12 protein-coding genes are annotated in these 13,105 nt (G+C 28.9%); 3 read left to right on the top strand and 9 right to left on the bottom strand.

Features of this window, described 5'->3' with window-relative positions; genetic code table 11:
- Positions 1–37 precede the first annotated feature (37 nt).
- The 6 genes from nqrF to KO506_RS03130 form a co-directional block, all read right to left on the bottom strand.
- A complete protein-coding gene (nqrF, locus tag KO506_RS03105) occupies positions 38–1,348 on the bottom strand; it encodes an NADH:ubiquinone reductase (Na(+)-transporting) subunit F (protein WP_215993432.1) in 1,311 nt (436 codons plus the stop codon).
- A gap of 7 nt (positions 1,349–1,355) precedes the next feature.
- Positions 1,356–2,081 (bottom strand): NADH:ubiquinone reductase (Na(+)-transporting) subunit E, encoded by a 726-nt coding sequence (gene nqrE, locus KO506_RS03110; protein ID WP_215993433.1) that lies wholly within the window; start codon positions 2,079–2,081, stop codon positions 1,356–1,358.
- An 82-nt stretch (positions 2,082–2,163) separates the two neighbouring features.
- Positions 2,164–2,811: an NADH:ubiquinone reductase (Na(+)-transporting) subunit D gene (locus KO506_RS03115; protein ID WP_068355489.1), complete on the bottom strand. Its 648-nt coding sequence runs from the start codon at positions 2,809–2,811 to the stop codon at positions 2,164–2,166.
- 3 nt (positions 2,812–2,814) lie between these two features.
- Entirely contained in the window at positions 2,815–3,561 is a 747-nt protein-coding gene (locus KO506_RS03120) for a Na(+)-translocating NADH-quinone reductase subunit C (RefSeq protein ID WP_215993434.1), read from the bottom strand.
- A 2-nt stretch (positions 3,562–3,563) separates the two neighbouring features.
- Positions 3,564–4,763 (bottom strand): NADH:ubiquinone reductase (Na(+)-transporting) subunit B, encoded by a 1,200-nt coding sequence (locus KO506_RS03125; protein ID WP_215993435.1) that lies wholly within the window; start codon positions 4,761–4,763, stop codon positions 3,564–3,566.
- A gap of 4 nt (positions 4,764–4,767) precedes the next feature.
- Positions 4,768–6,117: a Na(+)-translocating NADH-quinone reductase subunit A gene (locus KO506_RS03130; RefSeq protein ID WP_215993436.1), complete on the bottom strand. Its 1,350-nt coding sequence runs from the start codon at positions 6,115–6,117 to the stop codon at positions 4,768–4,770.
- A gap of 195 nt (positions 6,118–6,312) precedes the next feature.
- On the opposite strand from KO506_RS03130, the gene KO506_RS03135 reads away from it, so the two are divergent.
- Entirely contained in the window at positions 6,313–7,530 is a 1,218-nt protein-coding gene (locus tag KO506_RS03135; protein ID WP_215993437.1) for a DUF5103 domain-containing protein, read from the top strand.
- Between the two features lie 64 nt (positions 7,531–7,594).
- Complete coding sequence (locus KO506_RS03140) at positions 7,595–10,009, top strand: hybrid sensor histidine kinase/response regulator (RefSeq protein WP_215993438.1); 2,415 nt, start codon at positions 7,595–7,597, stop codon at positions 10,007–10,009.
- Here the strand turns inward: KO506_RS03140 and KO506_RS03145 are convergent.
- The 3 genes from KO506_RS03145 to KO506_RS03155 all read right to left on the bottom strand — a co-directional run bounded on the left by KO506_RS03145 (position 10,002) and on the right by KO506_RS03155 (position 12,207).
- Positions 10,002–11,354, bottom strand: a complete 1,353-nt coding sequence (locus KO506_RS03145; protein WP_215993439.1) for a sigma-54-dependent transcriptional regulator — start codon at positions 11,352–11,354, stop codon at positions 10,002–10,004. The two genes, KO506_RS03140 and KO506_RS03145, sit on opposite strands and share 8 nt — an antisense overlap.
- Positions 11,355–11,471: 117 nt before the next feature.
- On the bottom strand, positions 11,472–11,819 hold the full coding sequence (locus KO506_RS03150) for a hypothetical protein (RefSeq protein WP_215993440.1): 348 nt from the start codon (positions 11,817–11,819) through the stop codon (positions 11,472–11,474).
- Positions 11,820–11,877: 58 nt separating this feature from the next.
- The gene (locus tag KO506_RS03155) at positions 11,878–12,207 is read right to left on the bottom strand and encodes a hypothetical protein (protein ID WP_215993441.1); all 330 of its coding nucleotides are present in this window, start codon (positions 12,205–12,207) and stop codon (positions 11,878–11,880) included.
- Between the two features lie 298 nt (positions 12,208–12,505).
- On the opposite strand from KO506_RS03155, the gene apaG reads away from it, so the two are divergent.
- Positions 12,506–12,892: a Co2+/Mg2+ efflux protein ApaG gene (apaG, locus tag KO506_RS03160; RefSeq protein WP_215993442.1), complete on the top strand. Its 387-nt coding sequence runs from the start codon at positions 12,506–12,508 to the stop codon at positions 12,890–12,892.
- The last annotated feature ends 213 nt before the right edge of the window (positions 12,893–13,105 follow it).

Here is a 13,105-nt window from a genome sequence, read left to right on the forward strand (position 1 = left end):
GAATCGGTTTTTTGTTGATTAATGATAACAGTTTGGTTTATCCTCCAAAGTCATCAAAACGAATATTTTCATCTGCAAGACCAAAATCTTCACCCATTTTCTGAACAGCTTTGTTCATTAATGGTGGTCCACAGAAATATAATTCTAAATCTTCAGGTGCATCATGAAGACTTAAATAGTTATCAATTACACAATTATGAATAAAACCTGTAAATCCATCACCAGTTTCATCATGAATATCTTTTTTAACTTTCCAGTTATCAGCTTCTAAAGGATCTGATAACGCTATATAGAATTTGAAATTAGGAAAATCTTTTTCCAAAGCTCTAAAGTGTTCAATATAGAATAACTCTGCTTTAGAACGACCTCCATACCAATAAGTTACTTTTCTACCGGTTTTTAAAGTTCTGAATAAATGATATAAATGAGAACGCATTGGAGCCATACCTGCACCACCACCAACATATAACATTTCTGCATCTGACTCGTTAATGAAGAACTCTCCATAAGGACCAGAAATTACACATTTATCACCCTTCTTTAAATTGAAAATGTAAGAAGATGCAACTCCAGGATTTACATCCATCCAGCCACCTTTTGCTCTATCAAATGGTGGAGTTGCAATACGAACATTTAACATAATTTCTCTACCTTCAGCTGGGTAAGAAGCCATAGAATATGCTCTTTCTACAGTTTCAGTATTTTTCATTACTAATGGACGTAATTTAAACTTATCCCATTCAGCTTCAAATTTATCTGGTGTTTCATGTTCTTCTGGGTGAGCTGTAATATCCATTTCTGAATACTTTACTTCACATGGAGGAATTTCAATTTGAATATATCCACCAGCTTTATAACCCATATCTTCAGGAATCTCAACTACAAACTCTTTAATAAAAGAAGCTACATTGTAATTTCTAACAACAACTGCATCCCATTTTTTTATTCCGAAAACTTCTTCTGGAATAGTAATGTTCATGTCTTGTTTAACTTTAACTTGACAAGCTAAACGTATACCTGATTTTAATTCTTTTTTTGTAAAATGTGGCACTTCTGTAGGTAAAGCTTCTCCTCCACCTTCTAAAACGTGACACTCACATTGAACACAAGAACCACCACCACCACAAGCTGATGGTAAAAATATTTTCTCGTTTCCTAATGTTGTTAAAAGTGTGCTACCAGAACCAACTTCTATTTTCTTTTCTCCATTAATGGTAATTGTTACTGGACCAGAAGGAGATAATTTTTGTTTTACAAATAGTAACAATGTTACCAATAACAATGTTATTAATAAAAAGGCTGCTACTGTTGCAATAATGGTTCCTGTTGTACCTGCTGCTAATATCATTCTTTTACTAGTTTATATTTGTGTTTTCAGCTACAATTTCTTTAGCCTTTTCTTCTTTTACTTTAACCTCTTTCACCTTTGCTTCTACAGCTGGTTTTTCTTCTTTCTTTTCATCTCCACCAGTTAACATACCTCCAAAGCTCATAAAACCAATAGCCATTAAACCTGTAATAATAAAAGTAATTCCTAAACCTCTTAATGCTGGAGGAACTGAAGAATATCTAATCTTTTCACGAATAGCTGCAATGGCTAAAATTGCTAAAAACCAACCAATTCCAGAGCCTACACCATAAGTTAAAGCTAAGCCTAAAGAAGGGATTTCTCTAGATTGCATAAATAAACTACCACCTAAAATAGCACAGTTTACGGCAATTAATGGTAAGAAAATACCTAATGAATTGTATAATGATGGTGAAAATTTTTCAACAATAATTTCTACCAATTGTACCATTGTTGCAATAGTTGCAATAAACATAATAAATGATAAGAAGCTTAAATCGTACTCTGCATACTCTTCTCCTAACCAAACTAAAGCTCCGTCTTTTAATATATATTGATCTAATAACCAGTTTAAAGGTACAGTAACTGCTAGTACAAAAATTACAGCAGCCCCTAAACCAACAGCAGTAGATACTTTTTTAGATACAGCAAGGTAAGAACACATACCTAAAAAGGTAGCAAAAACCATGTTATCTATAAATATCGATTTGAAAAATAATTCTATATGTTCCATATATTTTTTAGTTTTCAGTTTTCAGTTTCAGTATTTAGTTAGCATTTGACTGCAAACTGTGACTGCTTACTGCAAACTAATTTTAATGTTCTTCTATTAATGATTTGTTCTTAGTTCTCTGTACCCAAATAATGATACCTACAACAATTAATGCCATTGGTGATAATAACATAAATCCGTTATTTTCATATCCTATAGCATATAAACCTGTTTTTTCAATTGGGTCTCCCAAAACTTTAAAACCTAATAAAGTTCCTGAACCTAATAATTCTCTAAAGAAACCAACTGCAATTAAAATTACACCATAACCTACTGCATTACCAATTCCGTCTAAGAAAGATCTCCAAGGTCCATTACCTAAAGCAAAAGCTTCAAAACGTCCCATAATAATACAGTTTGTAATAATTAAACCAACAAAAACGGATAATGTTTTACTTAACTCATAAGCAAAGGCTTTCAAAACTAAATCAACAATAATTACCAATGTTGCAACAACAATAAGTTGCACAATAATTCTAATTTTTGATGGAATAATGTTTCTCATTAAAGAGATAACCACGTTACCAACTCCTAATACGAATAATACAGAAATTGACATTACAATAGAAGCTTTTAGCTCTGCAGTAATTGCTAATGCAGAACAAATACCCAATACTTGAATTGTAATTGGATTATTATCTAATAACGGATCTTTAATTAATGCTGCGTCTTTTTTTGATAAAAGTCCCATAAATTATTTTTTTAATGATTTAAAATAAGGTACATACAATGCTAAATCTTTCTTTATCATTGCAGAAACACCATCACCAGTAATTGTTGCACCAGCAATTGCATCTACCTCATAATCTGTTTTTTCTTCGTTTTTAGGATCGTTATTTCCTTTAGCTACTGTAATTCCTTTAAAAACTCCAGCTTTTGTTAATAAATGCTCTCCGTAAAAATCATCCATAAAATAACGTTGTTTAATGTTAGCCCCTAATCCTGGTGTTTCTCCTTTATGATCAAAATAAGCTCCTTGTACAACCATATTTTCATCCATAGAAACATAACCCCAAATAGCGTCCCATAAACCTTTACCTCTAATTGGAGCTACGTAAAATGTTTTACCTTCTTTTTCTCCAATAAATAAAGGCAATTTTCTAATTTTACCTTCTTTAGCATTTGCTTGTTGCTTTTTTACATCTATTAAATACGCTTCGTCATTTTCAGAAATTTTATCTCCTTCTATAACAATTTGCTTTTTAATGTATTTTGCAAACTCTTCTCCTGCAACTGATGTTGATACGAATGTAGCACTAGACTCGTCATTTTCGTTTACACCCATAGCATACAGAATATTCTGTTGCTTTTCTATTCTTTCATTTTCTTTAATGGCTGGTTTTAAAGACGAAGCTAAAAAAGCCAATAAAGAACCAACAATTAACACCATTACAACAGCGAAAATCATTGTATAACTATTACTATCTGTTCTCTTACTCATAATTAGGCAGTTTTAACTTTAGTACGTTTTAATCTCTTTTTTATGTTTCCTTGAACCACATAATGGTCTATAGTTGGTGCAAATACATTCATTAACAAGATTGCTAAAAACACACCTTCTGGGTAAGCAGGATTAAATACACGAATCATAATTGATATAAAACCAATTAAGAAACCGTAAATCCATTTTCCTTTATTTGTTTGTGATGCTGTTACAGGATCTGTTGCCATAAACACAGCCCCAAATGCTAAACCTCCAATTATTAAGTGTTGCCACCAATCAGTGCTCATTAATCCGTAGAATTTACTAGATTCTGTAATGATATCAGCATTTACAATTCCGTTAAAAATTAATCCCATTACAGCTGCACCAATAAAAGTTGATACAATAATTCTCCAACTTCCTATTTTTGTAAAAATTAAGAAAGCTGCACCTAATAAGATTAATAAAGTTGATGTTTCACCAACAGAACCAGGAATGAATCCCATAAACATATCCCAAGTAGAGTAAACTACATCATTATTTTGTGCGTAACTTCCTAAAATAGTTTCTCCAGAAATTGCATCTTCTGTACCAGTTCTTTTTACTGCATCGTAAACCCAAACTTTATCTCCAGACATCCAAGTTGGATATGCAAAGAATAAGAATGCTCTAATTGTTAATGCAGGGTTTAAGATATTCATACCTGTACCTCCAAAAACTTCTTTACCAATAACAACTCCAAAAACAACTGCAACAGCTAACATCCAAAGTGGGGTATCAATTGGTACAATTAAAGGTACTAACATACCTGTTACTAAATATCCTTCTTCTACTTCATGACCTTTAATAACTGCGAATATAAATTCTACAATAAGACCAACTCCATAAGAAACAATTACTAATGGTAGTACTTTTATAATTCCAATCCAAAGGTTATCCCAAGTAAAAAAGTTAGCTATAACATCAGTTCTTAAAGAACCATCTATTGCAGCATAATGCTGATAACCTGCATTAAACATACCAAATAACAAACAAGGTACTAAAGCCATAATTACAATGTTCATTGTACGCTTTAAATCGTCTGCTGCTTTTATATGAGTTCCTCCATGAGTAACTTCATTTGGTAAATATAAAAAGGTATGGATTGCATTAAATGCAGGAGCCATTTTTGTCCCTTTATATTTTTCTTTTAAATTATGTAAATTTTGTTTTAAGCCCATAATCTTATCCTAATTCTTGTCTCATTAAATCTAAACCTTCACGAATTATTTTTTGGTGTGGTTGTTTAGACACACAAATAAATTCGGTTAATGCAAAATCTTCTGGAGCTACTTCATAACCACCTAACGCTTCCATTTCATCTAAATCTTGTATCATAAATGCTTTTAACAATTGCATTGGATAAATATCTAAAGGAAAAACTTGTTCATAAGCACCAGTTACAACAAAAGCTCTATGCTCTCCATTTGTATTGGTATCTAAATCGTACTTTTTCTTAGGATTTAACCAAGAAAAAGTTAATGCTCTTGAAGTAGAGATTTTATTAAAGATTGGCTTATTCCACCCAAAGAATTCATAATCATCTCCTTCTGGAATTGCAGTTATTTGGTTATCATAAAAACCGATAAAACCATCTGCTGCAACTTGCTTACCAGATAAAACGTTACCACTAATAACTCTTGTATTATCAGCAATTAAATTATCTTTTGTAATATCTTCTATTGCTGCTCCTGCAATTGCAGTTACATATTGTGGTTTACTAAATTTAGAACCTGTTAATGCAATTGTTCTTTCTGCATTAAACTTACCTGTTAACAACAACTCACCAATTACAACCAAATCTTGAGGCGTTACAACCCAAACAACTTCTCCTTTATTAATAGGATCTATGTTTGCAATTTGAGTACCTACATTACCTGATGGATGTGGACCAGAAACTTTATGCAACTCTACACCTGTTAATTTTGATAAAACTGAATTAGAGTTTGCACCAACTGAAAGATGTACTTTGCCTTCTGTTAATTTAGATACTGCATTAATTGCAGCTTGTAACTCAGCTTCTTTACCAGCTAAAGTATAGTCTAAATCTGCAGCTAAAGGTGCACTTGCATAACCAGAAATAAATATTGCTTTTGGGGCTTGATTTGGATTCGCAACAACATCATAAGGACGTTGTTTTATAAATGGCCAACAACCTGAAGTAAACAAGTGATTTTTCACTTCTTGCTCAGACATTTTATTAACATCTACTACCCCAAAGTCTGTATAAACTTGAGAAGCATCAGCAGCAATTTTTATGGTTAAAACTTTTCTTCTTGCTCCACGAATTACCTCTACAACTTTACCAGAAACAGGGCTAGGAAATAAAATGCGTTCGTCACTTTTTGAATAAAAAAGTGTTTCTCCTGCTTTTACTTCTGCTCCTTCTTTGGCAACAAGTTTAGGTATAATTCCGTGAAAATCTTCTGGCTTAACTGCATAAACACTACTTAAAGTACTTTTTGTAGTGTTTTTTTCTGCAATACCAACAAGCTTAATATCTAAGCCTTTTTTAATACGAATGTCTTTTGACATAGTAAATTTGGAATTTTAATTATCTAAAAAAATCAAGCAAATTTACGGATTTTACATCTTCTTTTTGATACTTTTTAAAGCTTAAATTCGCTATTTATATTTATTCTAAATAAATATATTTAATGAAAACGTTATCGTAATAATTTTTGGCTTAAAATTTGATATTTCTGAAAAGTGAATTCTTATTTTTGTATAATGTTAAAGAAATTTCTACCTTTATTATTAAGCTTTTGTTGCTATTTATCTTACTCTCAAAGTATAAAATCTATTCAACTAAGAACTTTACAAGAAAATAATTATTCTTCAATTGTACCTTTAGGCACTCTTTTAGAATTGTCTTTTGATGATTTAGATGCTGATGCTAAAGACTATAGATATAGAATTGAGCACATGACTCACGATTGGAAAAAAAGTAGATTGTTATCTAGTCAGTTTATAGATGGGTTTGATGAAAACTCGATTATAGATGTAACAAATTCGTTTAATACTTTTCAGAGTTACTCTCATTATTCAGTAAAAATTCCGAATATAAATACAGTGATTACTAAAAGTGGCAATTACCTTTTATCAGTTTTAAATGATGATGACGAAGTTGTTTTTACCAGAAAATTTGTACTTTATGAAAGTGCAGCTATTGTTGCTGCTAATGTTACCAGAAGTAGAAATGCAAAAACTACAAACACACAACAAACTGTACAATTTTCTATAAATCACCCTAATTTACGCATCAACAATCCATCACAAGAAATAAATGTTGTTGTTTTAAAAAATGAAAACTGGAATGAAAAAATAACAGATTTACAGCCTACATTTTTCAAACAAAATCAATTATTATACACTTATACTAATAAAACCAATTTTGACGGTGGCAATGAATATTTAAATTTTGATAGCAAGCTCATCAGAAATAGAAGTGTAAATACAGTTAGAATTGAGATGAAAGATATTTTTCATCATTATTTATACCCTTATACATATAATGAGTATTTATCTTATAGATACAATCCTGATATTAATGGGCAATTTGTAATTAGAACCTTAGAAGGTACTGATACAAATACAGAAGCAGATTATGCAATGATGCATTTTACTTTATATGCTGATACTCCTTTTTTAGACAAAGACGTATATATTTATGGTGCTTTCAATAATTTTAAAATTGATAAAAATGCCAAAATGGAATATGATTTTAAAGATCTCAGCTATAAAGGAAGCATTTTACTAAAGCAAGGTTTTTACAATTATACTTTTGTAACTGTAGATAAATATAACAAAGTTGATACGAATGCTATAAATGGTAATTTTTATCAAACAGAAAACCAATATACAGTTATTGCCTACTACAAAGCTTTTGGAGGTTTATATGATAGAGTTATTGGAGTTGGAACTACTTATTTTGATCAAAATAGATAATTACAAAAACTAAACTAGCAATTTTATTCTTTTAGATTTAAAATTTAGATAATTATTCTAATTTATGAAATCATTAAAACAGAAATTTACTTTTAAGGTAATAATAGGTTATATAACACTTAGCCTTTTAGCTGTTGTTTCTGGTTTTTTAGTGCTTTCTGAAATAAAAACTTTTACGCAATTACAAAAACAAGATGTTACTGATAGAAATGTAATTGTAAAAACTGGTACTTTAATTGCTAATATTTATAAAAATGAGAGTTTAGCTAGGGCCGCTCTTCAATTTAATTCTAGAGAAAAATTTAACGAGTACCTTACTGAAAACAAAAAATTAATATCAAGATTAGACTCGTTAAATCTTAGTATTTCTAATAATTCGCAAGAGTTTATTTTAGATAGCATTAAATTAATTATTGATAAAAAATTAAAAAATGTTATCGATTTACATAATTTAAATCGTAAAAATGATACTGATGAATCTATAAATAATGCAATTAACAAACTAACTTCTATAGACTCACTTCTAGTACAAATTAACACAAACGATTTTGTAAATAACCAATTAAATTTAGACAATGAAACTAAATTAAAACTAGAAGATTATACAGCTTCTTTAGATAAAAATACACCAAAAGATTCTATCACTAAACTTGGTGAAACAGAAATTGACACTCTAGTTTCTATTTCTAAAAGGATGTTAAAAGAAGCTAAAAACAAAAATGATAGTAGGCGTTTTTATCTTCAAAGAAAACAAAAAGAACTTATTAAAAATGATTTAACCATTTCTAGAAAACTCTATGAACTTTTAGACAATCTTGAAAAAGATATTATTCTTTACACAACTGATATGAATAATCAGCGAGAAGAAACAATTAATGGAAGTAGAAAAATTATTTTGCTTGCTGCAGCTATCAGTTTTATAATCATCATATTTTTTTCTATAATTATTTTAAATGATTATTGGAAAACGCAACGTTATCGTAATCAATTAGAAAAAGCAAACTCAAAAACAACATCACTTTTAAAAAGTAGAGAACAGCTAATTTCTATGGTAAGTCATGATTTAAGAACTCCTATAAACACCATTTCTGGTTTTAGTGAATTACTTCAAAAAACAACACAAAGTACAAAAGACAAGAATTATATAGACCATATTCGCAGGGCATCTGGTTATATGGGGCAATTAGTAAACGATCTTTTAGAATTTTCTACGCTAGAAAATGGAAATATAACCATAGAATCTATTCCTTTTAACCTAGAAAATTCTATTGATGAAATTAGTGAAAACGCAAAAACTTTTATCAAAAATAAACCTGTAACTATTATTGTTAAACATGATAAATTGATCAACAAACTTATAATTAGTGATCCTTTTAGAATTAAACAAATATTATCTAACCTTATTATTAATGCTTGTAAATTTACCCAAGAAGGAACAATAACTATTGAAAGTTTTTTAAAAAATAATACTTTAGAAATTAAAGTAAAAGATACAGGAATTGGCATCAGTAAAGACCAAAAAGAAAATATTTTTAAAGCTTTTAATCAAGCAGAAAACAAAAACAATACTATTAAAGGCTTTGGATTAGGTTTAACCATTTCTAAAAAACTTACAGAATTATTAAAAGGTTCATTAACTCTAGAAAGTAAAATAGATGTAGGAAGTACTTTTACCTTAAAACTACCTGTTACACTATCAAAAAAAAGAATTACAAATATTAAAGAAGCTAAAAACAGTATTGCTACTTTTAATTTAACTGCTATTATTGTAGAAGATGATGCTTCTTTAAGACAACTTTTAGAAGACTTTTTAAAGCAACTTAAAATAAAACCAATACTTTTTAAAAACGCTCAAGATGCCATTAAATCCATTGATAAAATAGCTTACAGTTTTGTTTTAACTGATATTCAATTACCCAAAATGAATGGTATCCATTTTATGGAAACACTTAAAAATAGCACATCTTACAAACAGCAACCAGTTTTTGCAATGACAGGTCGTGAAAATATTACTAAAGAAGATTTAATAAAAAGCGGTTTTTCTGATGTTTTAATAAAACCTTTTAATTCTAAAAAATTGCAAAATACTTTACTTCGCTTTTTTGATGCAAATATTACAGATCTTAATAGTAACATCAATAATAATGAAGAGAAAACTACAGAAGGTTTTAATCTAAAAACACTAAATTCTTTTTTAAATAATGATGCTGATGCTGTAAACAACACCTTACAGACTTTCTTAAAAGACACTGAAAATAATTCTATTTTATTAAAAAATGCACAAGAAAAAAAAGACATATATACCTTAAATGAGGTAAGCCATAAAATGTTGAGTATGTTTAAACAATTAGAAATTAAAACTGTAATTCCGCATTTAGAATTATTTGAAACTGCTAATTCTTTTGATGATGAAGTTTTTACTGATTTTATATATAAATTAAATACAATTGTAACATCAATAAAAAAATACCTTAATTAAGATTATATTCTTTCATTTTATTATACAATGTTTTTCTGGTGATGTTTAATAGTTTTGCAGCTTGAGTTTTATTATTCCCAACTTCTTCTAAGGCATTTATAATAAGTATTTTCTCGTTTTCTTTTGTAGAAAACTTTTTAGCAGTAGATAAAACTGAAGCAGACTCTTTAACCTGAGTTAACTCACTTGGCAAAGCATTCACATCAATAATTTCTGATTTAGTTAATAATGTAGCTCTTTTAATTACATTAGATAATTCTCTTAAATTACCTGGCCATTGATAATTTTGAAAAATAGTTAATACATTTTTAGAAAAACCAACAACTGATTTATTCAATTGTTGGTTTGCCTTATTTAAAAAGAAATCAGCATATAGAATTAAATCGTCGCTTCTGTCTTTTAAGTTAGGCACTTTAATAGAAAACTCATTTAAACGATGATACAAATCTTCTCTAAAATCGCCTTTATCTACAGCCAAAAGTAAATCTTCATTGGTTGCAGTAATTAAACGAATATCAACATTAATCTCTTTGCTACTACCAATTGGTTTAATTTTTCTTTCTTGTAAAGCACGTAATAATTGTATTTGATTTTCGTAAGTTAAATTACCTACTTCATCTAAGAAAAGTGTACCTCCATTTGCGGACTCAAAATGCCCAATTTTATCTTCGTTAGCACCTGTAAAAGAACCTTTTTTATGACCAAAAAACTCGCTAGAAGCAATTTCTCTAGGAATTGCACCACAATCTACAGGAATAAAAGGCTGATCTTTTCTTGAACTTTTTAAATGAATTGTTTTTGCAACCACTTCTTTACCAGTACCACTTTCTCCTGTTATAAGTACAGACATATCTGTTGGTGCAACTAAATCTATGTATTCATATAAAATTTTAGAAGAATTACTAATCCCTTTTATAAATTCTGTTGCGACTTTGTTTGTTCTTTTTTCTTGCTTCTTTTCAGAAACTACTGTATTAACTTCCGGTTTTTCTACTAATGCATTACTTATAACCTCTAAAACTTCATCAGGATTAAAAGGTTTTGAAATATAATCGAAAGCACCTTGTTTCATTGCTTGTACTGCAGTAGAAACCTCTGCATAACTTGTCATTAAAACTACAGGAATTGGCTTTTTACTGAGCTTTATTTGTTTTAACAAAGTAATTCCATCTCCATCAGGCAAACGTAAATCTGTAAAAACTAAATCGTAGTTATGATTTTTTAACTGTAATAAAGCACTTTTTATAGTATAGCTTGCATCAACAACATATTTATGTCGTACTAAAAAACGCTTTAACATTTCTGAAAAAGTTACATCATCTTCAATTAATAAAATCTTTTTCATAAAGCTTATAGATTTATTACAAAAATATCAAGATAAATTGATTGATATAAAAAAAAGGCATTTTAATTAAAAAATGCCTTCCCCCCTATTTGATTAAAAAAATGAAATTTTAGATAATTACATCTTTAATTTACTACCTTTTTCTGTAATAATATCTTCTTCTTTTAACCAACTACCTTCTTTATCTGCATAAACAACAGTTTCTTTTTCATCAACTTTAATTTCAATTTTATATTGCTCACTAGCATTTACATATACTTTTGTTACAGTTGCTGATTCAAAATCTTTTGTAATTGCTTCAGAAACTGCTGCTGGTAAATCTGCAATGGCAATTTCTTTAAATTCGTTATTTACAACTGTCTTAATAATTTCGTTTGGATTATTGTTATTGTTGCTTTCTAAAGCATAAATTGATACTCCACTTGTTAATACTGCTAATGTTACTGTTAAAACTAATTTTTTCATAATATTGGATTTATAAATGTGTATGTATTCTTAAAAATTCTTTTACTTATGTACTAATCTATTTCTTAGTCATAATTTCTTTTTCCTCTAACCAGCTTCCTTCTTTATCTGAATATACAACACTTTCAGCACCATCCATTGTAATTTCAATTTTATACTGCTCACTTTCGTTTACAAAAGCTTTTGTTACAGTTGCAGATGCAAAATCTTTTGTAATTGCTTCAGAAACTGCTACTGGTAAATCTGCAATGGCAATTTCTTTAAATTCGTCATTTACAACTGTCTTAATAATTTCGCTTGGATTGTTGTAATTGTTGCTTTCTAAAGCATAAACTGATACTCCACTTGTTAATACTGCTAATGTTACTGTTAAAACTAATTTTTTCATAATGATAAGTTTTTAAATTAATAATTATTTTCGATTAGGTATATTGAAATAAATATGCCGTAAAAAACCTATTATAGATAAATATTCATAAAACACTAATTAACAGCGAACTAAAAAACAACCACGTCAAAATACCGTAAAAAAGAATGTGTAAAACATGTGTAATTCTCAATATAATTGGGTAAATTTTACCCAAAAACCGACAATTACTACTTTTATAAACATTGATTCTTAAACAAACTTTTTAAATTAAGTTTTGACTTGTATTTTTTATTCAAAAAAACTACATTTACCCTGAATGGTAGAACAAATAACAAAAGGCATTAAAATTTCTGTCAAAACAAAATACAATGGTACAAGCTATAGAAATAACAGTTTGTATTATGTATTTGCATATTTTATTACTATAGAAAATTTCTCTACTGAAACTGTAAAATTAACAGATCGTTTTTGGCAAATTTTTGATTCTTTAAATAAATCTGAAATCGTTGAAGGCGAAGGTGTTGTTGGGCAAACTCCGGTTTTAAAACCAAATGACACATATTCATATAGTTCTGGTTGTTTTTTAGAATCTAATATTGGAGCTATGAAAGGTTTTTATGCTATGGAAAACATAGAAACTTTAGAAAAATTTAATGTTATAATACCCACATTTCAACTCATAACAAAAGTCTTATCAAACTAAAAAAAAGAAAAAATAAAGTTGCTAAAATTAAAGATCCAGAATGTCTGAATTGCGGCTTTCCTTTTTCTGGCTACGAAAAATTCTGTCCAGAATGTGGCCAAACTAATAAAGGAAATAAAATTACTTTTAAAAGTTTTATTCACGAAGTTTTTAATGGTTTATTCAATTTTGATGCTAAGTTTTGGAAAACTATTGTTCCTCTTTTAATAAAAC

This window comes from Polaribacter vadi, assembly GCF_018861005.1.
GTDB classification, from domain to species: domain Bacteria; phylum Bacteroidota; class Bacteroidia; order Flavobacteriales; family Flavobacteriaceae; genus Polaribacter; species Polaribacter vadi_A.

What these genes read in the sequence shown, in the direction of transcription:
- KO506_RS03145 (WP_215993439.1), bottom strand. Translation starts at nt 11,354, where the DNA reads ATGAAAAAGATTTTATTAATTGAAGATGATGTAACTTTTTCAGAAATG.
- KO506_RS03130 (WP_215993436.1), bottom strand. Translation starts at nt 6,117, where the DNA reads ATGTCAAAAGACATTCGTATTAAAAAAGGCTTAGATATTAAGCTTGTT.
- KO506_RS03150 (WP_215993440.1), bottom strand. Translation starts at nt 11,819, where the DNA reads ATGAAAAAATTAGTTTTAACAGTAACATTAGCAGTATTAACAAGTGGA.
- KO506_RS03120 (WP_215993434.1), bottom strand. Translation starts at nt 3,561, where the DNA reads ATGAGTAAGAGAACAGATAGTAATAGTTATACAATGATTTTCGCTGTT.
- KO506_RS03135 (WP_215993437.1), top strand. Translation starts at nt 6,313, where the DNA reads ATGTTAAAGAAATTTCTACCTTTATTATTAAGCTTTTGTTGCTATTTA.
- KO506_RS03115 (WP_068355489.1), bottom strand. Translation starts at nt 2,811, where the DNA reads ATGGGACTTTTATCAAAAAAAGACGCAGCATTAATTAAAGATCCGTTA.
- nqrF (WP_215993432.1), bottom strand. Translation starts at nt 1,348, where the DNA reads ATGATATTAGCAGCAGGTACAACAGGAACCATTATTGCAACAGTAGCA.
- KO506_RS03125 (WP_215993435.1), bottom strand. Translation starts at nt 4,763, where the DNA reads ATGGGCTTAAAACAAAATTTACATAATTTAAAAGAAAAATATAAAGGG.
- KO506_RS03140 (WP_215993438.1), top strand. Translation starts at nt 7,595, where the DNA reads ATGAAATCATTAAAACAGAAATTTACTTTTAAGGTAATAATAGGTTAT.
- apaG (WP_215993442.1), top strand. Translation starts at nt 12,506, where the DNA reads ATGGTAGAACAAATAACAAAAGGCATTAAAATTTCTGTCAAAACAAAA.
- KO506_RS03155 (WP_215993441.1), bottom strand. Translation starts at nt 12,207, where the DNA reads ATGAAAAAATTAGTTTTAACAGTAACATTAGCAGTATTAACAAGTGGA.
- nqrE (WP_215993433.1), bottom strand. Translation starts at nt 2,081, where the DNA reads ATGGAACATATAGAATTATTTTTCAAATCGATATTTATAGATAACATG.